Source organism: Exiguobacterium sp. s149 (assembly GCF_018618395.1).
In the GTDB taxonomy this organism is placed as follows: Bacteria; Bacillota; Bacilli; order Exiguobacteriales; family Exiguobacteriaceae; genus Exiguobacterium; species Exiguobacterium chiriqhucha.
In genome coordinates, this window is record NZ_JACSLZ010000003.1 from 19282 (window position 1) to 45225 (window position 25944).

Below are 25944 nucleotides of genomic sequence, written 5' to 3' on the forward strand. Positions count from 1 at the left end.
GAGAGGGGAATCAGACATGGGGATGGTTGGCGCATACATGCGGGTATCGGTTGAAGAGTTGACAGCACTGCTTCAAGAGCCGGAGCGTTTCGAGCGACTGTTAGAAGATGAGGAACGGCAGACCGATATCGATAAGGCGTGGCACGGCCTTTATTTTTTATTGACCGGGGAGACCGATTTGGACGAGATTGACCGTCATTCGCTCGGGAAGGCAGTCTTCGGCGGCGACGTTATCGACGAGGAGACGGGCATCGCTTATTTGACGCCGGGAGAAGTGGAGGACTTGTCGACCCGGCTTCAATACATCGAGCTGGAGGCGCTAGAAGCGCGCTATGATGTCACGACGATGAACGAGCAGGAACTGTATCCGTTTGAACGTGAGTGGGGACTCGAGGAAAAACAGTACTTATTGGACCAGTTCGATGAGTTGAAACGTGTCTTCGCCCAGGCGTCGCGAGAACGGGAGGCGCTCGTCACATGGATCGGGTAAGCGTAAAGGCGTTACGTCTTCAAGATGAGACGTTGCTGTATGCGTTCGAGTGCGCGAATCGCACACATTTCGAACGCACGGTCCCGAGCCGTGGCAACGCCTACTACGAGCCGGAATCGTTCCATCAGGCGTTGCAGCACCTGTTGAGCGAGCAGACGAATGGGGACGGATGCTATTATTTGATGTGGTGTGATGGCACAATCGTCGGGCGTCTGAACGTCCATCACACCGATGCCGACACCGGCGAGGTCGGGTACCGGGTCGGAGCGGAGCATGAGGGACGCGGGTACGCGACGGCGGCCCTGCGCCAATTGCTGACGTTCGAGTTGCCTGGATTCAAACGATTGAGAGCCGAGACGACGAGCGACAACGTGGCGTCCCAGCGCGTATTAGTGCGTGCCGGCTTTAGACGTGACGGCGAGGCGCGACAGCTGGAATGGGCAGGACAAACGCTGACGTTTTATGAATATGTATATCAATTTGACCGATGAAGGACCGACTTCGTCGGTCGTTTTAGTTGACGGTTGATAGTTTAGGGCATAAACTATCTTTATCTAGTTTAGGGGGTAAACCAAAATGAAAGAATTGATGCGGGAAGCCGTCCAGTTGTTCGAAGAGGTCATGTTCCAAGGTGCGGAGCATGTCATCGAGGCGATGGACGGTGACGTCTGGCATGACTATTCGCGGGAACAACTGCAGTTGCTCAAGCTGCTCGAACAGTTCGGTCCGATTCAAGCCGGCCAGTTGGCCCAAAAACAAGGAGTTCATAAGAGCGCCGTCTCCAACCGGTTAAAAAAGCTCGTCGACAAAGAGCTCGTCGTCAGTCGACGCGGGCATGACCAGCGCGAGCGGTTGATCGAGTTGACGGAAGCCGGACATCGCATCGTCGAAGAAGCGGATGCGGCCGTCTACCGTTACGTTGAATCGTTGCTCGACGGAAACATCGAAGAGACAGAAATCGAACAGTTCGTCCGGACGTTCCGGAAAATTAAACAGCTGCTTCGAATTGGGGAGGAATAACACGTGCATAAAATCATCCAATGGCGCTGGGGCATCTTGATCGGTCTCATCGTCTTGACGGCCGCCTTGTTTGTGGTGGCGCCGAACTTGACGAAGCAAGCCGAACAAGCCGGCAGCTTCCAATTATCCGAGGACATGGACTCGCAGCGGGCGCAGGACATCTTGAACGCCGCCGGAAAGAGCGATAAGACGATCTCGCTCGTCTATGAGTTCGAAACGCTCGGTGATGCCGAACGGGCCGATATTTCCCGGGTCATCGGCGAGATGAAACAAAACGACACGGTCGTCAAAGACGTACTCGACCCGTTTGAAAATGAAGAGACGGAAGCACAGCTCGTCTCGGAGGACGGCCGCATCGTGCTCGTCCCAATCACGGTCGAAGGGTCGATGGAAGACATCAACGCCTTCGCGGACGACGTGCGGGCAAACATTCTCCCGGAAGACGAGACGGTCTACATCACAGGTGAAGAAATCATCAACAACGATGTGAACTTGAGTGCGCAGGAAGGCTTGAAGAAGACGGAAATCATCACGGTCGTCCTCATTTTCGGACTTCTCCTGCTCGTGTTCCGTTCAATCGTGACGCCGTTCATCCCGCTCATCGCGGTCGGATTCACGTATTTATTGAGCCAATCGTTCGTCGCATTCTTCGTCGATTGGTTTGGCTTCCCGGTCTCGAACTACACGCAGATTTTCCTCGTGGCCATCTTGTTCGGGATTGGAACCGACTATTGTATTTTGCTGCTCAGCCGGTATAAAGAAGAGCTCGGCGCGGGCCACGCGATTGAAGATGCCATCGTCAACACGTACAAGACAGCAGGGCGGACAGTCCTCATCAGCGGTCTTGCCGTGTTCGTCGGCTTTGCGGCCATCGGTTTCGCCGATTTTCCAATCTTCAAATCAGCCGTCGCCGTCGCGGTCGGGATTGCCGTGCTCTTGCTCATTCTCTTCACGGTCGTGCCGTTCTTTATGGCGACGCTCAAGCATCGTTTGTTCTGGCCATCGAAGAAGGCGGGCGAACATCACGACAGCCGTCTCTGGGCCGGATTCAGCCGTCTGTCGGTCAATCGACCGTTCGTTTCGATTCTCGTCGTCGCGTTGATCACCGTACCGGTGTTGTTCACGTACGACGATGCCCGATCGTTCAATACGGTCGACGAGATCGGTGACGATTATGATTCCGTGCGCGGCCTCAACTTGATTTCAGAAGGATTCGGACAAGGGGAGTCGCTGCCGGTCCAAGTCATTTTGAAACAAGATGGCACGCTGTCCGAAACGGACATCCCGTACATCGAGAAGTTCTCGAGTGAACTTGAAAACGTCGACGGGGTGAGCGGCGTCCGTTCCGTGACGCGTCCGACCGGTGACGTCATCGATGACTTTTACGTCGACACCCAGCTCGAACAAGTGAGCGCAGGACTGACGGAAGCCGAGACTGGTCTCGGTGACGTCCAGGACGGACTCGCGCAAGTCGAATCTGGGCTTAACGCCGTCGTTGGCCAATTACCGGCCGGTTCAACGAATGCCGGCGCCCCGCTCGCGGAAGCGGCAGCGGGACTTGGTCAATTGAACGCTCAGCTCGATCTGATTGGCCAAGGACTCACGGCGACGCAAAACATTCCTGCGACCGTAACGCAGCTCGGGCAAGTGTCGGCCGGTCTCGGTCAAATCGCGGCAGGCATTAACGAGGCAGCATCTACGTTGACGGCACAAGGTGCCCAAGCCGGAGAACTCGGAACGGGTCTCGGACAACTCGCTGCAGGTGTCGGTGAAGCGAACGCAGGGCTCGCTCAAATCGAGACCGGCATCAATGAAGCGGCAGCATTCTTATCAGACCTGAGTAGCTCGGACAGCCTGCGCGATACGGGCGTCTATCTACCGGAAGGGACGCTCACGTCAGAGGAGTTCGCCCCGGCGGTCGAGCGCTACGTGTTTGACGACGGGACGGCGACACAGCTCGAGGTCATCCTCGAGATGGACCCATATTCGCCGGAAGCGATTGACACGGTCGAGACCGTGAAAGCGACGATGGACCGGGTCGTCACCGATACGCCGTTCGAGGATGCGACAATCGGATATGCCGGTATCTCGAGCATTAACAGCGACTTGAATGAGACGTCGACGAACGACTTCAATCGGACGGTCGCCATCATGCTCGTTACGTTGTTCCTCGTCTTGACGGTGTTATTCCGTTCGATGGTCATGCCGCTCTATATGATCGGCTCGCTCTTACTGACGTATTACACGTCGGCGGCCATCACGGAGCTCATCTTCGTCGAAGGACTCGGTTATGACGGCATCAGTTGGGCTGTTCCGTTCTTCGGGTTCGTCATGTTGATCGCCCTCGGCATCGACTATTCGATTTTCCTGCTCGACCGGTTCCGCGAGGAGTCGATCAACGGGATGACGGTTCGCGATGCGCTCGTCCATTCGATGACGAAGATGGGGACGGTCATCATGACCGCGGCCGTCATCCTCGCTGGGACGTTCGGGGCGATGATCCCGTCTGGCGTGCTCAGTCTCGTCCAGATTGCGACGATCGTCATCACCGGGCTGTTGTTATACGGATTGATTGTGTTGCCACTGCTCATCCCAGCGATCACCGTATCGTTCGGGGACGGGGTATGGTGGCCATTTAAACAAAAAAGTAAAGATAGAGACTAAATTTTGCGATGGACAGCACAACAATTGTTGTGCTGTTTTTATTTGTTAAGTCAATGTCAGCGAAATGGAGAAAGACGGACTTGAGATTAATAAAAATACGCCGAAATATAATATAGATCTTTATTCTATTGAAAGTAGGCAACAATTATGGTGAATCATTTTGAAAAAATGAGTTCGTTGTTTGTATCGCGCATGGTGATTATTTTATTTTTCCTCTCTTATCCGATCATGGGTGTTTTGTATTGGATGGGGGAGCTCGCGGGGCAAGGCGCAGTCAATTTTATTCTGATAGGTGGTGTCATTCAAGCCGCATCGTGGCTGGGCCATCGCTTCTATGTGGAACATACTTGGTTGAAGTATGGGCTCGTCACGTTGATGTACATTGCAGCTTCAGCAATTATCTTGACGCTGCCAGGTACTGCGATTCAAAATATCGTCTTTCTGTATATCGTATTGATGTTGATGTACTTGAATCGGCATCTTGTGCTGTACGGCAGCATTCTCGCGCTTATCGTATCGGTCGGAGCTGTATTGATTGGGCGCTTTTCATTTGAAACGCCGCTCGATCTCGTCATTTGGTTCACTGTGCTCACAATGGCTTTGTCTGGCGCATACTTTGTGTCATTCTTTGGTGCGAAGTTGTTACATGAGACGTTCACGCAACAAGAAAAGTCAGAACAACACGCTAGCGAAATCGAGCTAACGATGGCGAAGACGACAGCGAGTGCGACCACACTTCATGGGGCCGTCTTCACGATGAATGATTCAGTCGACTCTGTCACAAATGCTTCGGAGCAAGTGACAGAACAAATCGGTTTGATGACGAAACGGACGTCGGAACAAGCAGGTCTGATTCAAAACGTCGCTTCGCAAATTCGTTCAACTGTACAGGCGTTTGAGCGGATGCAACAACAGCTCCAGGAGACGACGTCTCAAGTGAGTGGGGTCTTGCAGGACGCTCATGTATCGCATGAAAATATGGACTCGACAGAACGGTCGCTCGCTGAACTGAACTTAAGTATCAGTGAAGTCAATCATGCGTTTAAAGGATTGGCGGAGCGTTTCCAAGAAGTGCGGACCATCACGGGTACGATCCAGCAGATTTCGTCTCAGACAAACCTGCTGTCGCTCAACGCTTCAATTGAAGCAGCGCGAGCGGGGGAACACGGAAAAGGATTTGCAGTCGTCGCGTCCGAAATTCGGAATCTATCGGCTCAAACGGCCCAAGCCTCATCTCAAATCAATGATATTATCCAACTCGTCATGCAGGAGGTGCAAGTGACGGAACGTGCAATCGACGGTAGTACAGAACGTTTATCGACGCAGGAAGAACAAGTCCGTAAGAGCGGGACATCGATTCTCTCCATGATCCAAACGACAGGAACGGTCGCAAGCACCGTGGATGAGACGTCGACACAGCTCCAAGTCGTCGCATCAGAACTGAACAAAGTTCACCAAGTGACTTCCCAAATGTCGGCACTAATGACAGCGCTCGAAGTGAACAGTCAAGACGTTCATGTGCTGACGATGTCACAGCAAGAAGCGTTAGCTTCGTTGAAAGATCAAATTGAAGAACTGAACGAGATTGCGAACGAACTCGTCTAAACGATGGACACGCCTTTACAAATAGGCGTGTCCATTTGCGTATACATCTCTTCCAAAACGGGAACAGTTTTGCGTCAGTCCTAAAATGAGGAGGAATCGCATATGGCAATTACAATCACCGCTATTTTGAAGGCACATCCGGGGAAAGAGGACGAGTTGCGGCAAGCGCTCGATGAGGTCATTCCTCCGTCGCGACAAGAGAAGGGGTGCCTGACGTATGTGCTCCATGAGTCAATCGATGCCCCGGGCACGTTCGTGTTCTATGAAAAGTACGAAGACGAGATGGCGCTTGACCATCACATCAACTCACCACATTACCAAGCATACCGAAAGGCAGCTGAGACGCTACTCGCCGTCCGTGACGTGTACCGTCTGCGTGAAGTCTGAAAGGAGAAAGGATTATGATTACTCAACCGATTATCCCGTGCATTTGGTTCGAAGGCGACGTCGAGGCGATTGCGGAGTGGTATGTGTCGAAGTTCCCCGATTCATTCATCGACTATACGACGAAACTGACGGATACGCCATCAGGTGAGACGACGATTGCGACCGTCTCGCTGGCGGGACAGTTCTTTCAACTGCTCGGTGCTGGTCCGCTGAAGGAACGCAACCCGTCCATCTCGTACATGGTCACGTTTCCGACGTTGGAAGAAGTGGAGACGCTGTGGAACGAGCTTGTGGAGGGGGCAGAGGTGCTCATGCCGCTCGACACGTATGATTTTAGTGAGCGCTACGGCTGGTTGAAAGACAAGTACGGTGTCTCCTGGCAAATCATGCATAGCGGCGGGATGGACATCCAGACGGTGACCCCATGCTTTTTATTCGTTGGGGACGTCTTCGGCCGCGCTGAGGCGGCGATGAATGACTGGATTTCTATCTTCCCGGATTCTTACGTGCTCGAAGACCATATGATTCGTTACGAAGCGACAGACGGTCCAGAGTTGGAAGGGAAGCTCAATTACGCCCGCTTCGTCTTGTCCGGACGCGAGTTCGTCGCCATGGACAGCGCGGAGAATCATCAATTCGCCTTCAATGAGATGCAGTCGCTGATCGCATTTTGTGAGTCGCAAGCCGAGATTGACGAGTACTGGGCCAAGCTGTCGGCCGTCCCGGAAGCGGAACAGTGCGGCTGGCTCCAAGACCGGTATGGTGTCTTCTGGCAAATCGTGCCGTGGGAGATGGAAGAGATGCTGACGACCGGAACAAAGGAACAATTGGCGCGCGTGACGCAAGCGTTCTTGCCGATGAAGAAAATCGATGTCGCCGCTTTACGAAACGTCTACTGACCAAAACAAGCCGTCCCAATTACTTCGGGGCGGCTTGTTTGTCGTTTGCTGTGAAGTCGGACAGGGCGTCCTTCTCAATCATTGTATCGGATAAACGAAGCTGTTCGGCGGCCTCGTCAATGTATGGTTCACATGCTTGAAGCGGTAAGTCATCACCGGTCTCGACCGAATAACACATGCCGCCACCGACCGGCTCTGTCAAATCCGGGACAAAATAGAGGTCGTCGTAGCGGAACGAGCCGTTCCGGAACACGGTCAAATTGGGCTCATCATCGAGGAGCGAATTTCCAAGCATGTACGTCGGTGTCATCCCGAGCAAATCGAGGATGGTCGGGGCCAGGTCGACTTGCCCGCCGCTCGCCTGCACCGTCTGACCTCGTTCGAGCCCGGCCGGTTTGATGAATAACGGGACGGAGCGGTCAAGCTGGAACAACTCGACCGTGGAGTCGGCATCTGCTTTTACGGCCATCTCGTCACCGGCAGCGGTCAATCCGCTGTCGTGGTCACCATAAAAGACGACGAGGGTGTTGTCCCACTTCTCGTCTGCTTTCAATTGTTCGACCATAAGACCGACGGCGGCATCGCTGTAGTGGACTGTGTGGTAATAGTCCTCGAGGAGCGAGTCGTCGTACCCCGACAAATCCAATCGTTTCTCCTCGTCCGGAATCTCATATGGCGTATGGCTCGTCAACGCGACCATGAAGGAATAGAACGGCTCGTCCAACGTGTCCAAATGGTCGACTGACGTCGTCAGGAACTCCTTGTCGCCGACGGCCATACCGATGACCGGATTGGCCGGATAATCGTCTTGGTGGAAGAAGTGGTTGTAGCCAATTTGCTCATAGAAGTTGGCACGATTCCAAAACTCCTTGTCGAACGCATGCATCGCGGCCGTATCATAGCCGGCTCGTCTTAACTGCTCAGGCAAGGCGTCAAACGTGTTCGTCGCATACTGCGTGTACACCGAACCTGATTTGACAGGATAGAGCGAAGCGTTGACGGTGAATTCCGCATCAGACGTCCGTCCCTCGTGCGTCTGATGATAAAAATTCGGGAAATACAGCATTTCATCGCGGAGCGCATTCAGATTCGGCGTCAGTTCTTGCCCGTTGACCGTCTGGCCGATTACGGACGCTTGGAACGACTCGAGTTGGACGACGATGACGTTCGTATCGACTGTGGCGTCAACTGGTTCGGTCGCCAACGCTTCGATTTGGCTGCGCTCCCGTTCTGTCAGGTCGTCACCGAGATGAAGGGCGTCCTGAATGCCGCGGAATGCATCGAGGCCGTGATAGCCCCAAAAGCCGAGCTGATAATACTCGCGCATGTTCGAAATCGAGCTTTTCCGGTGATCTGTTTCGGCGTAATGAACGACGGTCGGGACGGTAAAGACGATGAAGCCGACAAGAAAACCGGCGACCGCCAAACGGCGACCGAGACGTTTCGGTTCCGTGATGGGGTGTCGCTTCATATAGAGGAGGACAGCCGCGTAGACGAGCAAGTCCGTGAACAAGATGAAGTCGGGCGCTTGAATCAGTGTCAGAAAGCCGCCCCCGACGTCTCCCATCTGGCCGATATCAGACAGTAGGGCGGCCGACAGCAAGTTACCGAAATAGCGGTAGTACCAGACGTCCGAGATGAGGAGCGTGCTGTGCAGAAACAGCGACGCGAACAAAATCCAGCGGCGCGTCTGTTGTTTTATGAGTAGCGCCCAACTCGTCATCATCAAGATGGTCGCTAGATTGATGAACAAAAAGCGCAGGTCGAACGCGCTCGCCGTCAATAGACTGAATAGGAACAGCTTGGCGAGGGAGAGCGATAAGTAACTCCAATAATCGAGATATTTCATGAAAGGCCTCCAAACGTTACGGACAAAGTGTGTTCTCTGTCTTGTACCTGTTCGAAGACGGCGAAAAACATGAGGGTGTGCGATTTTGGCAATAAAAAAAGCGAGGCAGCGCCTCACTTGATGACAAACGTGTCCCGGAGCTCGATAATCGTGCCTTCCGGGGCTTTTAATTTACTCAAATGACCGTCAACGACGAAGTAGATGTTCCCGCCGTGCTTTGGTAGGAACGTCACGCCAAGTGATTCTAGCCGTGTCACTTCCGCTTCGAGGTCATCGACATAAAGCGCGAAGTGGACCGGGCCGGCCACGTGCTTTGAATAAGGAGACAACGTCTCGTCGACTTTTGCCGTTTGAAGCTCGATATAGAAATCGCCAAGTTTGAGCCAGCTGTTGAACGCTCGGCTGTGGAAGTCGGGTGACTCTTGGACGAGCTCGAAGCCGAGCGCCTCATAAAATCGTTTGGATGCCTCATAGTCGGGCGTTTGGATGCAGAGATGGTGGATTCGTTTCATGATGTCACTCCTTTCTTTTAGTTTATCCAATCAACGTTCTGAACGGAACTTTTCTTCACGTGAGACGTATAGGACACCGAGGAGGAATGATGATGAAAATCCAATACGAATTGACAGAAGACGACTATATCCGGTTCAACTTGAGCCATATTAAACGTTCGAAAACAGGAAAGCGGATGATCCTCTTACAGCGAATCATCGGACCACTTATCTTTTTAGGCGCTGCTTTCGTGCTGGCGACGTGGCTCCAAGAGACGGACTGGTGGCTATATGGCATATACGGAATCGCGAGCATTCTTTGGTTCCTGTATTATCCGAAATACTTTGAACGGCACGTCCGGAAGCAGACGCGGCGTCTCATCGACGAACGCAGCAACGAAGGCATGATTGGCCCCCACACGATGGATTTGGAGGAGACTGGTCTGCGCGATTTAAATGAGTTCGGCGAGACGCGTGTGTCATGGGCAGGAATCAAGGAAGTCGTCGAGGAGGACGATTATGTGTATCTATACAACTCCTCGGTCAGCGCCTATATTTTGCCGAAGCGCGGACTGGACATGGAAGAGGTGCGCCGATGGCTGCCGATACGCTGACGATTCAACTTGTCGATGACACGAACCGGGAGGCTGTTGTCGCCTTGACCGTCGCTTCTGACCAAGCTCGCTTTATCGAAACAAACGCCGAATCGCTTCGCGAGATGGAAACCGATGTCAAATATGCGTGGCAGTGCTATGCGCTTTGTCGCGATGAGCATCCCGTCGGCTTCATGATGATTGGGGCCGAGAACAAGATGGAGCGTTACATCTGGCTCGATCGATTTATGATCGATGTGACAGAGCAAGGGAAAGGAATCGGGTCACGCTTTTTACAGTTGGCACTCGTGTGGATTCAAGAGCGATTCGATGTGGATGACCTCATCCTCAGTCTCCATCCGACGAACGAACCGGCGAAACGATTTTATGCGAAGGGTGGATTTGTCGACAGCGGCTTGATTGATGAGGCAAACGGGGAAGAGATTTGGGTGTATCACGTCAAACAGGGACAGCCGTCATAAGTCGGCCGTCCCTGCTTTTGTGGACGATGTATTTTGGACAGCACTGCCCGCTTTGAAAAAGAGAACGATCGCGGCCACTCCGAAAATCGAGATGAACACGTTTTGAAGCAACACATCGACGAACATCGGCTCGCTGGAAAACGTGCCCGTCGCAATCTGAGCATTCCAGCGGGTGAACGTGGCGATGCGTTCGAGCGTGTACAAGAGACCGGACATGAACAGGCAAGCGGTGGCCGCCAATAATAGCGTCAATCGATTCAAGAAATGACCTCCTAATATCTGATATCCTGATTTTACCATTTACTATCGGTGGGAGGGAAGTATTTATCGCTTCGCCGTGAGCGGTCGCAATTGCTTGACCCGAGCCAAGACGATCCAGCCGAGCACGGCCCCAGTCACACTCGAGGCAAGGAAAGCTGGGAAGAAGAACAGCGCCCCGAACTCGCTCCCCATCAATAACTTGGCATACGGGACGGCGACGAGCGAAGCGATGAGGCCAGTCCCGATGACTTCACCACATGCGGCGAAGGCTACGCGGTTCGTCCTCATATAAAAGATACCGGCGAGCAGTGCGCCAATCATACCACCAGGGAACGCGAGGAGCGATCCAGTACCGGTCATGACACGGACGAGTCCGGTCACGAACGCGACGAGCACGGCCCCGATCGGTCCGACGGTGACGGCGGCGATAACGTTCACCATATGTTGAATCGGATAAGCACGGGCGACACCGGTCGGAATCGAGATGAACAGGGAACCGATGACGGCGATGGCGACGAGCATCGCCATCCAAGTGAGTTGTTGAATTCGCATGAATAAGTCTCCTTTCGAAATGAAAACGCCACTTCTCCAAGTGGAAAAGTGGCGTGGAAAGACAGACGAATCCCACACCACTTCCCTACGCTGGTATGAGCCAGATCAGGTTCGAAGGGTCCGGCGCATGCCGTCTCAGCCCGAAGGCTCCCCTAGTGGTCGTTTATTACGTTAAGTATAGCATACCGTCATTTGATGCGGTCGAGCTTTCTTGGTCGGAACGTGACATAGATCGTGCCGACGAACAGGCCGTATAACAAAAGGGAGAAGACGAGATTGATTAACCATGGGAGTGTCCCCATGAACACGGCGACGGAAGCGTTTTGAAACCAGACGAGCGCGAACGACAGCCCGATGAAGCTGATGACAAGCGTTGTCCAAAAGCCGATGTCCCGGCGCTTGAACAGACGCCAGACGAGTAGCCCGATGAGGACACTGACGACGGCCGTCGCCCCTAAATACATATACAAGATGGCATCGACCGGGTATGAGTAATACACAACGTCCATATCGTTTCCTCCTAGGAGATGATGAAAGAAAGGGTGAACAGGATGAGTCAGGCAATTCCATGGCGTGACCGAGCGTTTCGTGAACGGTTCGAACGATGGATTGACGCAAACGTGCCGAGTGCGACATGGCACGTCGTCAAAGACATCGATTTGACGTATTTGGTTGTTGGCCAGGTCGACGCGGAACGTTACTTCGCCAAAGCGGTGACCGACATCAGCCGCGGTGAAGCCAATCTGTCGGCGTTTCTAGCCGAGCGGCATCCGGGTGTCGTCCCTGACGTCATCGCCATCGATTCAGCCCGAAACTGGTTGCTCATGCGAGATATCGGCGGAGCGGCGTTACGTGAACGGCCGGACGTGAGTCGATATGAAACCGCGTTGCGCCAATACGCACAACTGCAGCGCCAGGAAATCGACCAAATCGAGACCTATTTGTCTTACGGCCTCCCGGACCGGCGACCGGCCAAGTTGAAGGATGAAATTCAAACGTATCTGCCTGAGCTCTGTGCCGGGCTCGAGCCATACCAAGCCGAGGCCATACTTGTGCTTGAAGACGAACTGATTGCCATGTGTGACGAGCTCGCGACCGGGATGCCGATGAGCCTCGAGCACGGTGATTTGCACGGCGGTAATATCTTCTGGCGGGAACGGACGAACGATTTGTGTATCCTCGACTGGGGCGACGCGACCGTCACGCATCCGTTTTTCAGCGTGCGTGTGTATTGGAACGCGCTGTACGACGTATTGCCGGAAGAGGACGAGGTCGCCTGGTATGAACAGATTCAAACGATGCGCGCGGTTTACTTAGAAGCGTGGAGCGGCGTCGCATCCGACGACGTGCTTTGGCGCCATCTGTTGATTGCCGAGGAGCTCGGTTGCGTCTACCGGGCCTTGTCGTGGTACCTGTACGTGACAAAATATCGGCACAATGCGGCAGCGTCGAGCGATAAGCCGGCGCAATGGCTCAACTTGTTACTCGAGTACCGGGACTTGAAACGACGCGTCCGATAAGTCATTCATGCTTCTGAAGTAAGGTTTCGTAATCCGTCTCGTTCCAAAACAGCGGGGCAATCGACTCCGGCCCTTTGAAGATCTCACCGTCTTGGTCGTAGACGATGGCGTAACCGCCCTCGACTTCAAAGACGATTAAATCGGCCTTCACTTCCTTGACCCCGTTCCCAGCGATGATGACATCTTCGAGCGGGTCGCGCGCCACTTGTACGCCCCATTCGTCGAGCTCGACGATGAGCGCGGACGTATAGGCGTGGTGGTTATAGAGCGCCTGGAACTCGTCTTGTGTCAAGACGACGTCCGTCGGCGGGGCACTCGTTCCGTATTTTCGTTTCTCAATCTCTTCGACGAATTGAAGGAACGACGCTTCTTGCCAAAACAGCGGCGCGACCGACTCGGGACCGTTGGCGATGTCTCCATTTTCACTCTCATAGATGGTGGCATAAGTGCCGTCGTCGAGTTTGAACGGATGGATATCGGCGTATGTATGATGGATGCCGTCGCCGGCGATGACGACGTGCTCGAACGTCTCGCGGAAAGGGGTGATTCCATCGTTCTCGAGGGCCTTCAAGAGCGGCGGGACTTTTTCGTATTGGTCGAACACGTCCTTGAAGTCTTCGCGCGTCCATGTGGTGATTTCTTCGGACGATGGCTCGTTTGTATCAGCCGGGACGATTGGTTTCTCGACTGGATCCGTGCATCCGGTAAGCAAGAACACACTGAATCCGAGCAAGCCTAGGCGTTTCATTAATCAAACCTCCTAAGAAAGTTACATTTTTTCCCTATTATCAATGAGCGTAGCACGTTTACGTCTTTGTGAGAACCTGGGTACTTTCTCGTTCAGGGGTGTCGCTGTAAGTAGCGGTCGAGTGCCTCGTGAAACCTTTGTTGCTGCTCGACCGGGATGTCATGCTCGGATGCGGCCCCATAGCGAATCAGATGATAGAGCGAGGCGTCGATGTCCGTCAGTTCGATGCGCTCGAACCAGTCGATGAGCGTCTCATTCGTCTGAAGCTTTAGCTCAGGGGCGAGTGAGGCGTTGAACGTGATGAGCCAATCTCTCAGTTCGATATTCGTGAGCAGCGGGAACGTCTGTGCCTCGATCGAGGCGTCCGCGTTGAGGGACAGTGGCACCGGAGCATCCGGCCTAGACGAGAACGTGAATCTTTCCCACCGTCGACGACGCAGCCATCGATGCACGCCATAGACGGTCAACCCGATGGCGGCGAGGAAGGCGAACAATGTGCCGAGTCCGCCGGGGGCATCACCATTCCCGCTACCAAATTTGAATTTGAGCATGTCTTGCTTCTCTTGCCGTTCTCCAGCTTTTCCAGGCTCATCGGTCGAACCTAAATCAATACCATCTTTTGGTGGAGGATTCTCATCTTCTTCTCTGCCCATCTCGGTCACGCTAACTGGAGATGAGGTGTTAATCGTTTGAAACCAACTGAACGTCTCCTTGCTGACAAAGACAAACATCACAACGAGACAAGCTGTCACAATCAAGAACCCGATAAATCGAGACGACCACTTCATGTTCTACCTCCTTACCAGAATGTTCAGACTATTTATTGTCTATATTACCATAAACAGGTAAACTTCGAATAAGACATATACTAACGGAGGGGAACGACATGGGAATCGAAGCAGTCATTAAACAGTTGAATGAAGTGTATTTAGGAAAAGATGAGGTCGTCCGGCTCTGCTGCACGGCCCTTCTCGCCGAAGGGCACATCTTGCTTGAGGACGTTCCGGGCACGGGGAAGACGTTGCTCGCCAAAGCGATTGCCGGCAGTTTTGATGGATCATTCTCGCGCATCCAATTCACAGCCGACTTGCTCCCGTCCGACGTCATCGGGACCGACTACTTCAACATGCAGACGCAAGGCTTTGACCATCGGCAAGGTCCGATTTTCGCGAACATCGTCCTGATTGATGAAATCAACCGGGCCGTCCCGCGCACCCAGTCCGCGCTGCTTGAAGCGATGGAAGAACGACAAGTCTCAATCGGCGGGAAGACTTATCCGATGCCGAAACCGTTCTTCGTCATCGCGACGCAGAACCCGATTGAATCGGCCGGGACGTTCCCGCTCCCAGACGCGCAGCTCGACCGATTCCTCATCTCGATTCCGGTCGGCTATCCGGAAGCCGCCGAAGAGCGAGAACTGTTGTTGCAAGTGTTGACCGAGACCCGCAAACACATCGAGGCCGTGACGTCACTCGCCTCGCTGCAAGAAGCGCAGGCCGAGACGAGACAAGTCGCGATTCAGGACGATGTCCTCGACTATATGCTCGGTCTCGTCCATGCGACCCGGGCACACGCGTCCGTCGAGGTCGGAGTCAGCCCACGCGGCGCGATCGCGCTGCTCCGCGCTTGTCAAAGCTATGCCTATTTGGCCGGCCGACTGTACGTCATCCCGGAAGACGTCAAAGCCGTGGCGCCGTACGTCCTCGCCCATCGGATCAGCTTGACGCTCGAAGGCGGCATCAAGTCGACGAAAGCGAACGTCATCGCACACATTTTAGACACCGTGCCCGTGCCGGTCGAGGGCTGACGGATGATCCTGTCCACGCACGCTTGGTTGCAGCGCCGGCTCCTCCCTATATATCTCGTGAGCGGAGCCATGCTCGTGTTCTTCCCGTACGTCTATGGGTTGGGCTATCTATGTTTCATTGTAGCGAGTGCGATTTGGATGCTCGAGCGGACGCGGCAACAACTCGAGCGGCACATCGATCTCCGGTTCACGCAATACGAAGAATTGCTGTTTGTCGGAGATGAGAGCCGGATCGTGTTAGTGGTCGATGGGGTGGACGAGTTGGATCGGCTCGGACTACCGCTACGGATTCGCCTGAAGTCGAGCTCGGGAATAAGCTTTCCGGCGCATGAGCGCCTTCCGAACGTGCTCGACTATGAGGTCGATGTCAGTCGCGCCCGCCACGAATTGGTCGTGCGCGCTGAGTATCGCGGACCAGCCACGTTCGAGGAATGCGTCATCGCCGTCACGCTCCCGTTCCGACTCGGGACGTATTTATATGAACGACCGGTCGATATAGAGTGGACCGTCCTTCCATCGCTCCTGTTGCATCCACCGGTCGGGACGAAACGGTTAGCGCTCGGGGACCGGCCGCTCTTGGCGTCACCGCTTCGAAATCCGTTGCAACTAATCGGGTCGAAACCGTATGAAGGGGAACCGGTGAAGGAGATCGATTGGTACGCGACCGCCAAACTCGGACGACTGCAGTCAAAAGTATTTCAACAGACGACGCTCGATACGTTCACGTTCGCCTTGGATTTGAATGGTCCGTCCGGTTATACGCTCCATCACGACTTCGAATCGCTCATCAGCCAAACCGCCTTCGTCACATCGCGCCTGTTAAAAGAGGACTGCAAAATCGAGTTGTTCTTGAATCGATTCAATGAGGATGGGACGATGCTCCATGTCCCGCTTCAGGAAGGTGAGCGCGGCATACGATTCATCTTGCTGCAGTTGGCGACCATCCACCCAGGCAACCGGTTCATCTCGACCGATGCTTTTACCCGGATGGTCGAGCGAAAAAGATTGAAGCAAAGCCACCTCGTCTCGTTCAATCAACACAATCTGTACGATTGAACAGGGAAATGTCGGATTTTGGCGAACTCTTTACGTATGAATTGGGTCAAAAGGAGAGAGACATATGCCAAAACGGAAATTTGCCAATCGTCGAGACTGGGAACGGATTTTGCAACATCGCTACGCGCAAATGGAGGTACATGATGACCGTTTCTCCGGGACCGTCGCCTTGTTTCAAATCGATGCGGTCCGCGCACCTCAATATAAGATGCACAAGGGAGAAGAGTTCATCGTCGCCGATGCCGGTTACAGCTGGCTCCAATATTTCCCGGACGACGAGCCGTTCGGTGTGACCGTCATGTTTAATGATGAAGGGCACATCGTTCAATGGTACATCGATATTGTCGAAGCGATTGGATATGAGGACGGAATCCCGTATATGGACGACTTGTTGCTCGACATCCTCATCTTCCCGAACGGGGACGTCGTCCGCAAAGACGAGGACGAGTTCGAGGAAGCGACGGAGGCCGGAGAACTGACGCCGGAGCTCGTCGAGCAGGGCTGGCGTGACTTCCATGCGACGCTCGACCGGATTGAACGTGGGGACTTCGTCTATTTCGACTTGGCGAACGGACATTACACCGAGTTGAAGCAAAAACTTTGAACGGCCTGTTCCCTTTGGTACAGTGAAAGAAAAAACAGGGGGACGCATTATGAAAATCATCAATACTGAGACGTGGTCGCGCAAGAAGCACTACGAATTCTTCAAGGCGTTCGACGCTCCGCATTTCAACGTGACGGCGAGCGTCGATGTGACGAAGTTACATACACACGCCAAACGGACCGGCCAGTCGTTCTTCAAACTGTTCTTGTACGGTGCCGTCAAGACGGCGAATGCCGTGGCTGAGCTTCGCTATCGGATCCGCGGCGACGAGGTCATCGAGCACGACGTCGTACATCCATCGTTCACCGTCATGATGGACGATGACGTCTTCAACTTTTGCACGGCGACCTATAAAGACGCGTTCCCGGACTTCATGGAAGAAGTGACGGCCCGGATGAGCGGGACGAAACGGGAAGTCGTCGTCGGCGACGATGAGCCGGACAGCCTGCTTTATATCACGAGCGTGCCTTGGGTCACGTTCACGAGCATCAGTCATCCGACGAACGACCAGCAACACGATACCGTGCCGCGCATCGCCTGGGGGAAATTCACCGCAACCGGCGACCGGGTGACGATGCCCCTCTCGGTCCAAGCCCACCATGCACTCGTCGATGGCGTCCATGTCGGGCGCTATTACGAATTGTTGCAGGCATGGCTCGATGACTTGAGCGACTTGGAAGTTCAAACCCCGGAAGAGAAAGGGATTGACGAGGCGATTCGTCTCCGCGAGAACGGAGAGCTTGAACGGGCGAAGCAACTGCTCCTCATGTTGCTTCGGCAAGACGAGAAGAATCCGCGCCTTCATGCCCATTGCGCCTCGTGTTATGACTCGCTCGGAGAAGAGCGTCAAGCCGTCCCGCATTATGAACGGGCGATCCGGCTCGGGCTCGCCGGAGATGAGCTCCGGGAGACGTATATCGGACTCGGCAGCACGTACCGGGCGCTCGGCCGCTACGAGGACGCTGAGGCGTTGTTCGCCAAGGCGATTGAACAGTTCCCGGACATCGGGGCGCTCAAAGTGTTCCAGGCGATGACCCGCTACAATCTCGGGCGCCATAGTGAAGCGACCGGCACGTTGCTCGAACTGCTCGCAAGCCCGGAACCGGATGACAGCATTAAACGGTATCGTCGCGCCATCGCGTTTTATGCGCGTAACTTGGACGAGACGTACGATTAAGGAGAACCGAATGATCACACTTCAACCGATTACAGAACAAAACTGGTATACGTGCTGTCAGCTCACATTGACTGACGCGCAACAAGCATATATGGAACCGAATGCGGTATCGCTGCTGCAAGCGACGTATGAACCGACGCTGCGGGCGCACGCGATTTATGAGGACGAGACGATGATCGGGTTTCTTATGTACAATACGGTACTCGAAGAGTTGGACGCGCGCTGGGTGTACCGCATCATGGTCGACCACGCGCATCAAGGAAAAGGAATTGGACGCAAGGCGACCGAACTCATGCTCGAAGAGATGGGTCAACTCGGCACCGAACCGATTGTCGTCGGCTACCATCCTGACAATATGGGCGCGCATCGATTATATGAAGGCTTGGGCTTTGTCGATGAAGGCAATCGCTTCGGGCGGGAGATGGCGGTCATTCGCCGTACGTGACAAGACGAGGCAACTCGTCTTTTTTTAAAACAAAATAATTGACCCATCAAATTTACCGTGTTATATTTATCTCGAATTAAAGATAATGAAATTTAAAGTATTGTTTTCTCTCAGCAGAGGAGGGGAACACATGGAAGAACGGCAAACGTTAAAAGCGATCACGGTGTTGCTTCGGGCCTCGCAATCGATTCAAGACGTGGTCAAGCACGAAGTCGCCGAGTACGGGCTGAACCCGACCGAGTTCTCGGTGCTCGAACTGTTGTATCATAAAGGCGATCAACCGATTCAGACGATCGGCAAAAAAGTATTGCTGACGAGTGGGAGCATGACGTACATCGTCGACCGGCTCGAAACGAAAGGCTACTTGATTCGCAAAGCCTGTCCGAGCGACCGGCGCGTCACGTATGCGGCGTTGACGGAAGACGGTCAGACACTTATGGCGCGCATCTTTCCAGCCCATGAACAACGGATGGACGAGCTGTTCGACGGACTCGATTTAACAGACACGATTACTCAATTGAAGACGGTCGGCAAACGCGCCGAAGCGTCAAAAAAATTTAATTAATTATCTCGAAATCAAGATTTCGAAGGAGCGATTCGAATGAACCATGTAAAAGGAATTCACCACGTGACGGCGATTACGAGCAGCGCCGAGAAGAACTATGACTTCTTTACGAACGTCCTTGGGATGCGTCTCGTCAAAAAGACGGTCAACCAAGACGACATTCAGACGTACCACTTGTTTTTCGCCGATGACAAAGGCAGCGCCGGAACGGATATGACGTTCTTCGATTTCCCAGGCATCCCGAAAGGCGTGCACGGGACGAACGAAATCGCCAAGACGTCGTTCCGCGTCCCGACCGACGAGGCGCTCACGTATTGGGAACGTCGCTTCGACCGCCTCAGCGTGAAGCATGAAGGCATCGCCGAGCAGTTCGGCAAGAAGACGCTTTCGTTCGTCGACTTCGACGAGCAGGCGTACCAGCTCATCTCGGATGAGTTCAACGTCGGTGTCGCGTCAGGCGAACCGTGGCAAAACGGCCCGGTGCCGCTCGAGTACGCCATCACGGGTCTCGGTCCGATCTTTATCCGCATCGCGGACTTTACGTATTTCAAACAAGTGATGGAGCAAGTCATGTTGTTCGAAGAAATCGGACAAGAAGGCGACGCGCATCTCTTTGAAGGAGGTGAGGGTGGAAACGGGGCGCAAGTCGTCGTCATCCATGACGAGACGTCACCAGTCGCGCGCCAAGGGTTCGGAACCGTGCATCACGTCGCGTTCCGTGTCGATGACCGCAGTGTCCTCGACGAATGGACGGCACGATTGCAACAGTTCGGGTTACCGACATCAGGCTATGTCGACCGCTTCTTCTTTGAATCGTCTTATGCACGGGTCGCGCCGCAAATCCTGTTCGAATGGGCAACGGACGGACCAGGATTCATGGGCGATGAGCCGTATGAGACGGTCGGTGAGAAATTGTCACTCCCGCCGTTCTTAGAGGCGAAACGGGACCAGATTGAAGCGATGGTTCGACCGATTGATACGGTCAGAAGTACAAAAACGTTTGAGAAAGAATATGAGGGAATGAAATGAGCTTTTTAAATCGTTTATTTGGTAAACAAGAAGAACCAGCCAACTCACAAGGAGGAACTAACATGTTGAAAATTGGAATCGTACTCGGATCTACTCGTGAAGGACGCGTCAGCCCGCAAGTCGGAGAATGGGTGAAAGAAATCGCGAACAAACGCGGTGACGCAAACTATGAAATCATCGATATCGCAGACTACAGCCTCCCGCTTCTCGGCGAGCCAGGCGGCGACGCATCAGGTGCGGCAGCATGGTCTGAGAAAATCGCGGAAATGGACGGCTTCGTCTTCATCGTCCAAGAATACAACCACTCGATCACTGGTGCGCTCAAAAACGCTCTCGACTACTTACGCAACGAATGGCATAACAAAGCAGCCGGAATCGTCTCATATGGTTCGGTCGGCGGCGCACGTGCGACAGAACACTTGCGTGGTGTCTTGAGCGAACTCTTGGTCGCTCACGTCCGTGTCCACCCAGCGCTCTCGCTCTTCACAGACTTCGAGAACGGGACACATTTCGCACCGAAAGACGTTCAAGTCCAATCGGTCAACGACATGCTCGATCAGCTCGTCCCATGGACAGAAGCGATGCAGACGGTCCGTACGAAAGCTGCAGAAGCTGCAAACAACTAATCGACAAACGATCGCCTAAACGAGGGCGATCGTTTTTTTGGCGTTTCTTTTCAATGAAGGGGACGTCGTGTATCGTGGGTAAAAGAAGGGAAGAGGAAAAAATACATATGATTGAAGGAGGAATCGTGATGAAATGGATGATTTATGGGGCGAACGGATATACAGGCGAACTGATTGCCCGTCAAGCGGTGAAACAAGGGATGACACCGGTGCTCGCGGGTCGGCGTGCGGACGCGATCGCCAAGCTCGGTGAGGAGCTCGGGTGCGAGACGCGCGTCTTCAACTTGTCGCTTGATAAGGCGACACGCCAATTGGAAGACATCGACCTCGTGTTACACTGTGCCGGACCGTTCGCCGATACGAGTCGGCCGATGGTCGAGGCGTGTCTCGCCACGAAGACACATTACTTGGATATTACCGGGGAAATCGAGGTGTTCGAATACATCCACTCGAAGAAACGGGCCAAGCTCGCGCAAGAAGCGGGCGTGTTGCTCTGTTCGGGTGTCGGCTTCGACGTCATTCCGACCGACTGTGTGGCCCGGAAGCTGAAAGAGCTGATGCCGGACGCGATGAATCTCGCACTCGGTTTCTCGGCCGCCGCCGGTATCTCACGCGGGACGCTGAAAACAGCAATCCGTGGGCTAGGGTCGAGCAGTGCCGAACGAAAAGATGGCGAATTGACACCGTTCCCGCTGGGCGAGAAACGTCGTCACATCGATTTCGGACGCGGCAAGAAAACGGCCATCGCCATTCCATGGGGAGACGTCTCGACCGCCTATTATACGACGGGCATTCCGAACATCACGACGTGGGTCCCGGTCCCTACGGCTTACGCTTACGGGGCGCGTCTTTTGTCTTGGTTCGGTCCGATTCTCGGCAGCGACGCGGTGCAAGGGAAACTGCTCCGTTATGTTGATGAACATGTGAGCGGACCGGACAAGTCAGAACGGGAACGCTCCTCGACGTATGTCTGGGGCGAGGCGACGAACGCCTCAGGACGTAAAGTGATCGTCCGCATCAAGACGGCGAGCACATATGCCTTTACCGTGTACGGGGCGCTTGAGGTCGTGTCACGACTTGTCAGTTCAGGCCGCGTCATCCCTGGCAGCTTCACACCGGCGATGCTGTTCGGATCACACTTCATCGAAGAGATTGAAGGGTCATCCTCGTTTGTCGTTGACGAGGTCCGGCTTTGAGTGAGCAATGGGATTTAGTCGACGGAGAGCGGCGTCCGCTCGGCAAGACGCACGTGCGCGGCGAACAATTGGCAGTGGACACGTATCATACCGTCATCGAGGTGTTCACGTTTGATGTGAACGGAAACGTGTTGCTCTCGCAACGCCACCCTGATAAGACGTACCCGCTCCTTTGGGAAGGGACGGGAGGCTCCATTCTGGCTGGTGAGACGAGTCGACAAGGCGCTGTTCGGGAGCTGGGGGAAGAAATCGGTCTCTCAGTCGAACCTGACCAGTTGGAGTGGGTGGCGACGTTACGCCGCGAGACATATTTTCTAGACCTGTATCGCTATCAAACCGATACTCCGCTGCAACTTGATGACTTGGTGCTTCAGGAAGACGAAGTCGTAGCGGTTCGTCTCGTCGATTGGTCAGAATTGATGGCCCTGGATGATCTCGTCCCATCTGTCCGGGAACGGTTACTTCGATTTGAGTCAGACTCGCGTCTCGCCTTGTAACGGAATCACAATCTGTTCGTAATCGAAGTATGGTAAACTCAGGGGAGATTAGTGGGGAGGGAACGAGATGAGACGCTTAGAACTAGCCAGGCGGATCGAACGCATCAAAGCGGAAGGAACGTCTGCCTATATTCGGCATCGGAAACAGTCCCCTCCCTATGAAGGTTCGGAATTGATTGTCGAAAACAAAGGCCACGTCTTTCGGATGGGCAATACGAGTTTTGCGGTCGGATTCGGTTTGAATCGACCGACCAGTTTTTACGATTTGCACCAGATGGAGAAATGGGTACGCGGCAAGAACGTGTCCCGCCTACATATCGAGGTTTGTCCGCTCGCGGACATGTCACTCATTCGGTTGCTCCAAGAGCGAAACTATACGCTCGACCACTTCCTGGACGTGTGGTTGCTCGACGTGAACACGTTCGTATTCCCAGATATGGAGCATACGGTCGAACGCGTGCACGCCGATAACGTGAACGAATGGGCCCGGGCCATCGCGGCCGGCTTCGCCGAAACCGGGACGGTCATGCAAGAGACGATTGATACCGCGAAAGGCTTCTACGCGTTACCCGAAAACCAGGCGTATCTCGTCCGCGAAGGTGAGACGGCCGTCGCCGGCGGGATTCTTGCCATCCAGGACGGGATGGGCGAACTGTTTTTGACGAGCACGATTCCGGCTTATCGAGGCAGAGGCTATCAGACGCAGCTCATCTTGGAACGGATTGCGGCCGCAAAAGCAGCCGGTTGCCAGTACGTGACCGTGACGACGAAAGTCGATACGGCCTCGGGACGGAACATGGAGCGCTTAGGATTCATTCCGTTTTACCAGAAAGCCGTCATGAAAAGCCCAATTCTCAAATAAACAGGTCGCCCCGCGGGGCGACCTTTTGTCTGTTAAAGTAATGATTCGGCGCCGTCGACGTACACCTCAGAGCCGGTGACGTGACTCGACATGTTGCTCGCGAAGAACAATACGACGTCCGCGACTTGTTTGGCCGTGCCGGATTTCCCGGCCAACGGTTGATTTCCTTCCGGATACTCGATCGGGATGACGATTTCTTCGAGCAAGGCGTCATCGCGATTCGTCGAGTCATTGATGTTCGTGTCGATGGCCCCCGGGCAAATCGAGTTGACGCGAATGCCGAATTGGGCGAGCTCGGCCGCTGCCATTTTGGCGAATCCGGTCTGGCCGGCTTTCGTCGTCGCATAGCCGCTGAACCCAAAGTTTTTGAAGTAACGGTTTCCGTTGATGGATGACGTGATGATGACACTGCCGCCTCGTTCTTTTAAATGAGGGATGGCATGTTTCACCGTCAAGAATGTACCCGTCAAGTTCGTCTCGACGACACCGTTCCAATCTTCGAGCGACAAGTGCTCGATTGGTGTGATGGTACCGTTCCGTCCTGCGTTCGCAAAGACGATATCGACACGGCCGAAGCGTTCAACCGTCTGCTCGTACGCTCGTTTCATCTCGTCTTCGTTCCCCACATCGGCACTGATGCCGATGGCACGCTCTTCTCCAATCAGAGTCGCAAGTTGTTCCGCGTCTTCTAAGTTCAAATCGACGATAGCGACTTTCGCCCCGGCTTGGACGAACCGGATGACGGTGGCACGTCCGATTCCAGATGCCGCGCCTGTGATGAATGCGACCTTCCCCGATAACAATGTATTTGAAATCATTCAATTCGCTCCTTTCAGCTTCCTGTTCTCATATTCCACCGTTCTATGAAACCTAAGCCCGTTTTCTGAAAAAAGGTGAAACGACTCAATCGGGTTGAACGTGAATCGATACCGCGATTTTCAACTTGGCGTCGCGATCGAGTTCGACCGTGACGACTTGTCCGACCCGGAGTTGTTGCACATCGTTCGCTTCTCCTGTCACTTTCGTTCGTTCGTTGATTAATATCGTCTGCAACGTTAACTCGTCGTCTGACAAGTCATGTGGTCCAATCATCAGCTGTGGGATGTCAATCTGTTCGATTCGTCCTTCGATTTGATGGTCGTCCCGTGTGCTGATCCAATAAACAGCAACTAAAAAAAGACCGATAAATGCCAGAGCAAAGATGAGTCGGGTTCTCATGGTGTTCCTCCTCTGTGCGATTCCGGTACGATGGTTTCCAATAGTTATTTACCCGGTTTGCAGGAATTCTATAGGGTCTTTTTGACAGGATTTTGAATTGTTCGTGCGGAATAAGACAAGACAATTTGAAGAGTGGAGGCGCTGAGGATGGTTCTAATCGGAATGATTGGATTAATCGTTTTAGGATTGGTGGCATTCGGCTGGTGGACAATCGGGTTTCCACGGCGACGGATGTGGGGTGGCGCGTTATTGCTCGGCATTGCCTTTGTCTTTTCGCCACTGTTGCTCGTCGTGAGCGGGGAACGCTTCGGATTTGATGGCATCGTCGCGGGACTGGTCGGGTTGTCCTGTGTCATCGGAGGCGGTTTCTTCTTTCTCACACTTGGTTGGACTGGACGGCCGCAGAAAATCCGTAAAGTACGGACCCTTTCGGAAGACCCTGATCTGTTTTGAACCGGGTTGTCATCCGACTTCTGAAACCCGTACAGTGAAGGCATCGCACTTGATGGAGGGATGACTGTGTTAACGAGGAAGCACCCCCCGGCGTTACGATCGGGAGACACGATTGGAATCATCACGCCGTCGTTCCCGGCACCGGCACGGTTCCCGGCCCATGTGTTTCCGATTGGGATCGAGGTCGAACTTGACGCGACGGCGGGAACCATCACATTTTTAGAGAACGGGGTGACGTCATGATCGAGTTCATTACAATCGTCGACCACCGCCGGAAGAAAATCGGATTGAAATCACGAGCAGACGTCCATCGGGACGGGGATTGGCATGAGACGTTCCACTGCTGGATGATGGATCACGACCGCCTCCTGTTACAGCTTCGCAGCGATACGAAGGCGGACTTTCCCGCGTTGTTCGATATCACGGCCGCCGGGCACTTGACCGCCGGAGAGACCGTTCGTGACGGGGTGCGCGAGATTCAAGAAGAGTTAGGACTCGAATTGACGTTCGATCAACTGACCCCGCTCGGCGTCTTCGAAGACGTCATCGAGACGGATACGTTTTTAGACCGCGAGTTCGCCCATACGTATGTCTATGCGTATGATGGCGAAGCGTTCACGTTGGACGAAGCGGAAGTGGCCGATGTCGTCTCGGTCGAAATTACGGCGCTGCACGAACTGATTGGCGGGACGCAATCCGAGGTGGAGACGACCTCGGCCATCTCAGGAAATACCCGGGTCGTGACGAAACGCGATCTCGTACCACACCCGACCAACTACTGGGAGCAAGTGCTGGCAGGTGTAAAAGCCGCTCAAGAGGAACGCCATGATTGAAGTCCTATGGCAACT

Annotated in this window: 33 protein-coding genes and 1 riboswitch; of the genes, 24 read left to right on the plus strand and 9 right to left on the minus strand. The window is 53.9% G+C overall.

From position 1 onward, the window contains the following. The first annotated feature begins 16 nt into the window (after positions 1-16). From KNP81_RS05035 to KNP81_RS05065, 7 genes are all read left to right on the plus strand, one after another. The gene (locus tag KNP81_RS05035) at positions 17-490 is read left to right on the plus strand and encodes a YfbM family protein (protein ID WP_214718881.1); all 474 of its coding nucleotides are present in this window, start codon (positions 17-19) and stop codon (positions 488-490) included. Continuing rightward, on the plus strand, positions 478-981 hold the full coding sequence (locus KNP81_RS05040) for a GNAT family N-acetyltransferase (protein ID WP_214718882.1): 504 nt from the start codon (positions 478-480) through the stop codon (positions 979-981). Before KNP81_RS05035 ends, KNP81_RS05040 begins: the two co-directional genes overlap by 13 nt. A gap of 85 nt (positions 982-1066) precedes the next feature. After that, positions 1067-1510 carry a MarR family winged helix-turn-helix transcriptional regulator gene (locus KNP81_RS05045; protein WP_021065862.1) on the plus strand — a complete coding sequence of 148 codons (444 nt, stop codon included), beginning with the start codon at positions 1067-1069 and terminating at the stop codon, positions 1508-1510. Between the two features lie 3 nt (positions 1511-1513). Continuing rightward, complete coding sequence (locus KNP81_RS05050; RefSeq protein WP_214718883.1) at positions 1514-4174, plus strand: MMPL family transporter; 2661 nt, start codon at positions 1514-1516, stop codon at positions 4172-4174. A 147-nt stretch (positions 4175-4321) separates the two neighbouring features. Further along, complete coding sequence (locus KNP81_RS05055) at positions 4322-5779, plus strand: methyl-accepting chemotaxis protein (RefSeq protein WP_034779733.1); 1458 nt, start codon at positions 4322-4324, stop codon at positions 5777-5779. A gap of 102 nt (positions 5780-5881) precedes the next feature. After that, the gene (locus tag KNP81_RS05060) at positions 5882-6166 is read left to right on the plus strand and encodes a putative quinol monooxygenase (protein WP_029594448.1); all 285 of its coding nucleotides are present in this window, start codon (positions 5882-5884) and stop codon (positions 6164-6166) included. 14 nt (positions 6167-6180) lie between these two features. Beyond that, a complete protein-coding gene (locus KNP81_RS05065) occupies positions 6181-7065 on the plus strand; it encodes a VOC family protein (protein WP_214718885.1) in 885 nt (294 codons plus the stop codon). 19 nt (positions 7066-7084) lie between these two features. On the opposite strand, the gene KNP81_RS05070 is transcribed toward KNP81_RS05065, so the two are convergent. Continuing rightward, positions 7085-8914 carry an LTA synthase family protein gene (locus KNP81_RS05070; RefSeq protein WP_214718892.1) on the minus strand — a complete coding sequence of 610 codons (1830 nt, stop codon included), beginning with the start codon at positions 8912-8914 and terminating at the stop codon, positions 7085-7087. Positions 8915-9027: 113 nt separating this feature from the next. Then, complete coding sequence (locus tag KNP81_RS05075; RefSeq protein WP_214718894.1) at positions 9028-9426, minus strand: VOC family protein; 399 nt, start codon at positions 9424-9426, stop codon at positions 9028-9030. Positions 9427-9518: 92 nt separating this feature from the next. Here KNP81_RS05075 and KNP81_RS05080 point away from each other — a divergent pair, with 92 nt between their 5' ends. Both KNP81_RS05080 and KNP81_RS05085 read left to right on the plus strand, forming a co-directional pair. Beyond that, on the plus strand, positions 9519-10019 hold the full coding sequence (locus KNP81_RS05080) for a YcxB family protein (protein WP_214718896.1): 501 nt from the start codon (positions 9519-9521) through the stop codon (positions 10017-10019). Beyond that, a complete protein-coding gene (locus KNP81_RS05085) occupies positions 10001-10480 on the plus strand; it encodes a GNAT family N-acetyltransferase (RefSeq protein WP_214718898.1) in 480 nt (159 codons plus the stop codon). The genes KNP81_RS05080 and KNP81_RS05085 overlap by 19 nt, the downstream gene beginning before the upstream one ends. Here the strand turns inward: KNP81_RS05085 and KNP81_RS05090 are convergent. The 3 genes from KNP81_RS05090 to KNP81_RS05100 all read right to left on the minus strand — a co-directional run bounded on the left by KNP81_RS05090 (position 10475) and on the right by KNP81_RS05100 (position 11802). Beyond that, a complete protein-coding gene (locus tag KNP81_RS05090; RefSeq protein WP_214718900.1) occupies positions 10475-10741 on the minus strand; it encodes a hypothetical protein in 267 nt (88 codons plus the stop codon). The two genes, KNP81_RS05085 and KNP81_RS05090, sit on opposite strands and share 6 nt — an antisense overlap. Before the next feature lie 63 nt (positions 10742-10804). After that, positions 10805-11293, minus strand: coding sequence for an energy coupling factor transporter S component ThiW (thiW, locus tag KNP81_RS05095; protein ID WP_214718902.1), 489 nt, complete (start codon positions 11291-11293; stop codon positions 10805-10807). Between the two features lie 65 nt (positions 11294-11358). Continuing rightward, positions 11359-11457: riboswitch (TPP riboswitch) on the minus strand. 24 nt (positions 11458-11481) lie between these two features. Continuing rightward, on the minus strand, positions 11482-11802 hold the full coding sequence (locus tag KNP81_RS05100; protein ID WP_214718904.1) for a hypothetical protein: 321 nt from the start codon (positions 11800-11802) through the stop codon (positions 11482-11484). 42 nt (positions 11803-11844) lie between these two features. Between KNP81_RS05100 and KNP81_RS05105 the strand changes: the two genes are divergently transcribed. Next, positions 11845-12813: an aminoglycoside phosphotransferase family protein gene (locus KNP81_RS05105; protein WP_214718906.1), complete on the plus strand. Its 969-nt coding sequence runs from the start codon at positions 11845-11847 to the stop codon at positions 12811-12813. A 1-nt stretch (position 12814) separates the two neighbouring features. Here the strand turns inward: KNP81_RS05105 and KNP81_RS05110 are convergent, their stop codons facing one another. After that, positions 12815-13561 carry a hypothetical protein gene (locus KNP81_RS05110; RefSeq protein ID WP_214718908.1) on the minus strand — a complete coding sequence of 249 codons (747 nt, stop codon included), beginning with the start codon at positions 13559-13561 and terminating at the stop codon, positions 12815-12817. A gap of 92 nt (positions 13562-13653) precedes the next feature. Next, positions 13654-14349 carry a hypothetical protein gene (locus KNP81_RS05115; protein ID WP_214718909.1) on the minus strand — a complete coding sequence of 232 codons (696 nt, stop codon included), beginning with the start codon at positions 14347-14349 and terminating at the stop codon, positions 13654-13656. Between the two features lie 98 nt (positions 14350-14447). Between KNP81_RS05115 and KNP81_RS05120 the strand changes: the two genes are divergently transcribed. The 11 genes from KNP81_RS05120 (at position 14448) to KNP81_RS05170 (ending at position 23425) form a co-directional block, all read left to right on the plus strand. Continuing rightward, positions 14448-15368: an AAA family ATPase gene (locus KNP81_RS05120; RefSeq protein ID WP_214718910.1), complete on the plus strand. Its 921-nt coding sequence runs from the start codon at positions 14448-14450 to the stop codon at positions 15366-15368. A gap of 3 nt (positions 15369-15371) precedes the next feature. Beyond that, positions 15372-16424, plus strand: a complete 1053-nt coding sequence (locus KNP81_RS05125; protein ID WP_214718911.1) for a DUF58 domain-containing protein — start codon at positions 15372-15374, stop codon at positions 16422-16424. A 64-nt stretch (positions 16425-16488) separates the two neighbouring features. Next, complete coding sequence (locus tag KNP81_RS05130; protein ID WP_214718912.1) at positions 16489-17028, plus strand: ribonuclease FAU-1 family protein; 540 nt, start codon at positions 16489-16491, stop codon at positions 17026-17028. A gap of 49 nt (positions 17029-17077) precedes the next feature. After that, on the plus strand, positions 17078-18205 hold the full coding sequence (locus KNP81_RS05135; protein WP_214718913.1) for a tetratricopeptide repeat protein: 1128 nt from the start codon (positions 17078-17080) through the stop codon (positions 18203-18205). A 10-nt stretch (positions 18206-18215) separates the two neighbouring features. Continuing rightward, positions 18216-18650, plus strand: coding sequence for a GNAT family N-acetyltransferase (locus tag KNP81_RS05140; RefSeq protein ID WP_214718915.1), 435 nt, complete (start codon positions 18216-18218; stop codon positions 18648-18650). Positions 18651-18780: 130 nt separating this feature from the next. Further along, a complete protein-coding gene (locus tag KNP81_RS05145; RefSeq protein WP_251128983.1) occupies positions 18781-19215 on the plus strand; it encodes a MarR family winged helix-turn-helix transcriptional regulator in 435 nt (144 codons plus the stop codon). Between the two features lie 36 nt (positions 19216-19251). Next, complete coding sequence (locus KNP81_RS05150; protein WP_214718919.1) at positions 19252-20244, plus strand: ring-cleaving dioxygenase; 993 nt, start codon at positions 19252-19254, stop codon at positions 20242-20244. After that, on the plus strand, positions 20241-20870 hold the full coding sequence (locus KNP81_RS05155; protein ID WP_214718922.1) for an NADPH-dependent FMN reductase: 630 nt from the start codon (positions 20241-20243) through the stop codon (positions 20868-20870). Before KNP81_RS05150 ends, KNP81_RS05155 begins: the two co-directional genes overlap by 4 nt. Before the next feature lie 128 nt (positions 20871-20998). After that, a complete protein-coding gene (locus tag KNP81_RS05160) occupies positions 20999-22066 on the plus strand; it encodes a saccharopine dehydrogenase family protein (protein WP_214718923.1) in 1068 nt (355 codons plus the stop codon). Then, complete coding sequence (locus KNP81_RS05165; RefSeq protein WP_214718924.1) at positions 22063-22563, plus strand: NUDIX hydrolase; 501 nt, start codon at positions 22063-22065, stop codon at positions 22561-22563. The genes KNP81_RS05160 and KNP81_RS05165 overlap by 4 nt, the downstream gene beginning before the upstream one ends. A 67-nt stretch (positions 22564-22630) precedes the next feature. Beyond that, a complete protein-coding gene (locus KNP81_RS05170) occupies positions 22631-23425 on the plus strand; it encodes a GNAT family N-acetyltransferase (protein ID WP_214718925.1) in 795 nt (264 codons plus the stop codon). Between the two features lie 32 nt (positions 23426-23457). Here KNP81_RS05170 and KNP81_RS05175 read toward each other — a convergent pair whose 3' ends face one another. After that, entirely contained in the window at positions 23458-24243 is a 786-nt protein-coding gene (locus KNP81_RS05175; protein ID WP_214718926.1) for an SDR family oxidoreductase, read from the minus strand. 85 nt (positions 24244-24328) lie between these two features. Further along, the gene (locus KNP81_RS05180) at positions 24329-24643 is read right to left on the minus strand and encodes a hypothetical protein (protein WP_214718927.1); all 315 of its coding nucleotides are present in this window, start codon (positions 24641-24643) and stop codon (positions 24329-24331) included. 147 nt (positions 24644-24790) lie between these two features. On the opposite strand from KNP81_RS05180, the gene KNP81_RS05185 reads away from it, so the two are divergent. The 3 genes from KNP81_RS05185 to KNP81_RS05195 all read left to right on the plus strand — a co-directional run bounded on the left by KNP81_RS05185 (position 24791) and on the right by KNP81_RS05195 (position 25929). Further along, positions 24791-25096, plus strand: coding sequence for a hypothetical protein (locus KNP81_RS05185; RefSeq protein WP_214718928.1), 306 nt, complete (start codon positions 24791-24793; stop codon positions 25094-25096). Positions 25097-25162: 66 nt separating this feature from the next. Beyond that, positions 25163-25339: a hypothetical protein gene (locus tag KNP81_RS05190; protein ID WP_214719393.1), complete on the plus strand. Its 177-nt coding sequence runs from the start codon at positions 25163-25165 to the stop codon at positions 25337-25339. After that, positions 25336-25929, plus strand: coding sequence for an NUDIX hydrolase (locus tag KNP81_RS05195; RefSeq protein ID WP_214718933.1), 594 nt, complete (start codon positions 25336-25338; stop codon positions 25927-25929). The genes KNP81_RS05190 and KNP81_RS05195 overlap by 4 nt, the downstream gene beginning before the upstream one ends. The last annotated feature ends 15 nt before the right edge of the window (positions 25930-25944 follow it).

Bases quoted from the DNA above. Each gene is read 5' to 3' on its own strand.
- KNP81_RS05035 (WP_214718881.1), top strand. From the start codon at position 17: ATGGGGATGGTTGGCGCATACATGCGGGTATCGGTTGAAGAGTTGACA.
- KNP81_RS05040 (WP_214718882.1), top strand. From the start codon at position 478: ATGGATCGGGTAAGCGTAAAGGCGTTACGTCTTCAAGATGAGACGTTG.
- KNP81_RS05045 (WP_021065862.1), top strand. From the start codon at position 1,067: ATGAAAGAATTGATGCGGGAAGCCGTCCAGTTGTTCGAAGAGGTCATG.
- KNP81_RS05055 (WP_034779733.1), top strand. From the start codon at position 4,322: ATGGTGAATCATTTTGAAAAAATGAGTTCGTTGTTTGTATCGCGCATG.
- KNP81_RS05060 (WP_029594448.1), top strand. From the start codon at position 5,882: ATGGCAATTACAATCACCGCTATTTTGAAGGCACATCCGGGGAAAGAG.
- KNP81_RS05065 (WP_214718885.1), top strand. From the start codon at position 6,181: ATGATTACTCAACCGATTATCCCGTGCATTTGGTTCGAAGGCGACGTC.
- KNP81_RS05070 (WP_214718892.1), bottom strand. From the start codon at position 8,914: ATGAAATATCTCGATTATTGGAGTTACTTATCGCTCTCCCTCGCCAAG.
- KNP81_RS05075 (WP_214718894.1), bottom strand. From the start codon at position 9,426: ATGAAACGAATCCACCATCTCTGCATCCAAACGCCCGACTATGAGGCA.
- KNP81_RS05080 (WP_214718896.1), top strand. From the start codon at position 9,519: ATGAAAATCCAATACGAATTGACAGAAGACGACTATATCCGGTTCAAC.
- KNP81_RS05085 (WP_214718898.1), top strand. From the start codon at position 10,001: ATGGCTGCCGATACGCTGACGATTCAACTTGTCGATGACACGAACCGG.
- thiW (WP_214718902.1), bottom strand. From the start codon at position 11,293: ATGCGAATTCAACAACTCACTTGGATGGCGATGCTCGTCGCCATCGCC.
- KNP81_RS05100 (WP_214718904.1), bottom strand. From the start codon at position 11,802: ATGGACGTTGTGTATTACTCATACCCGGTCGATGCCATCTTGTATATG.
- KNP81_RS05105 (WP_214718906.1), top strand. From the start codon at position 11,845: ATGAGTCAGGCAATTCCATGGCGTGACCGAGCGTTTCGTGAACGGTTC.
- KNP81_RS05110 (WP_214718908.1), bottom strand. From the start codon at position 13,561: ATGAAACGCCTAGGCTTGCTCGGATTCAGTGTGTTCTTGCTTACCGGA.
- KNP81_RS05115 (WP_214718909.1), bottom strand. From the start codon at position 14,349: ATGAAGTGGTCGTCTCGATTTATCGGGTTCTTGATTGTGACAGCTTGT.
- KNP81_RS05120 (WP_214718910.1), top strand. From the start codon at position 14,448: ATGGGAATCGAAGCAGTCATTAAACAGTTGAATGAAGTGTATTTAGGA.
- KNP81_RS05125 (WP_214718911.1), top strand. From the start codon at position 15,372: ATGATCCTGTCCACGCACGCTTGGTTGCAGCGCCGGCTCCTCCCTATA.
- KNP81_RS05130 (WP_214718912.1), top strand. From the start codon at position 16,489: ATGCCAAAACGGAAATTTGCCAATCGTCGAGACTGGGAACGGATTTTG.
- KNP81_RS05135 (WP_214718913.1), top strand. From the start codon at position 17,078: ATGAAAATCATCAATACTGAGACGTGGTCGCGCAAGAAGCACTACGAA.
- KNP81_RS05140 (WP_214718915.1), top strand. From the start codon at position 18,216: ATGATCACACTTCAACCGATTACAGAACAAAACTGGTATACGTGCTGT.
- KNP81_RS05145 (WP_251128983.1), top strand. From the start codon at position 18,781: ATGGAAGAACGGCAAACGTTAAAAGCGATCACGGTGTTGCTTCGGGCC.
- KNP81_RS05150 (WP_214718919.1), top strand. From the start codon at position 19,252: ATGAACCATGTAAAAGGAATTCACCACGTGACGGCGATTACGAGCAGC.
- KNP81_RS05155 (WP_214718922.1), top strand. From the start codon at position 20,241: ATGAGCTTTTTAAATCGTTTATTTGGTAAACAAGAAGAACCAGCCAAC.
- KNP81_RS05160 (WP_214718923.1), top strand. From the start codon at position 20,999: ATGAAATGGATGATTTATGGGGCGAACGGATATACAGGCGAACTGATT.
- KNP81_RS05170 (WP_214718925.1), top strand. From the start codon at position 22,631: ATGAGACGCTTAGAACTAGCCAGGCGGATCGAACGCATCAAAGCGGAA.
- KNP81_RS05175 (WP_214718926.1), bottom strand. From the start codon at position 24,243: ATGATTTCAAATACATTGTTATCGGGGAAGGTCGCATTCATCACAGGC.
- KNP81_RS05180 (WP_214718927.1), bottom strand. From the start codon at position 24,643: ATGAGAACCCGACTCATCTTTGCTCTGGCATTTATCGGTCTTTTTTTA.
- KNP81_RS05185 (WP_214718928.1), top strand. From the start codon at position 24,791: ATGGTTCTAATCGGAATGATTGGATTAATCGTTTTAGGATTGGTGGCA.
- KNP81_RS05195 (WP_214718933.1), top strand. From the start codon at position 25,336: ATGATCGAGTTCATTACAATCGTCGACCACCGCCGGAAGAAAATCGGA.